Genomic DNA, 338 nt, shown 5'->3' on the forward strand with positions numbered 1-338 from the left:
CAACGTTGATAGGCAAGATGTGGAAGTGGTGTGAGCCATTAAGCTAACTTGTACTAATTACCCGTGAGGCTTAACCATACAACGCCAAACGCGTTTTATGCGACAGTTTAGACAGAAGTTAATATGACTAAAGTAGATATTTACTGAAAGACTTAAAAAATATTATCAGATATTTTCCAAATTCAGTTAATACTTAGAAATACGTATTAACGCCCTAATTTGCTTGGTGACAATAGCGTTTTGGACCCACCTGACTCCATGCCGAACTCAGTAGTGAAACGAAACAGCGCCGATGATAGTGTAGCATTTGCTATGTGAAAGTAGGACATTACCAGGCT

The 338-nt window shown here is 38.8% G+C and carries 1 rRNA gene; it reads left to right on the plus strand.

From position 1 onward, the window contains the following. Positions 1-222: 222 nt before the first annotated feature. Positions 223-337, plus strand: a 5S ribosomal RNA gene (rrf, locus tag H5159_RS20835). Position 338 lies beyond the last annotated feature (1 nt).

It is taken from the genome of Pseudoalteromonas sp. SG43-1, from assembly GCF_014164415.1.
Lineage (GTDB): Bacteria > Pseudomonadota > Gammaproteobacteria > Enterobacterales > Alteromonadaceae > Pseudoalteromonas > Pseudoalteromonas distincta.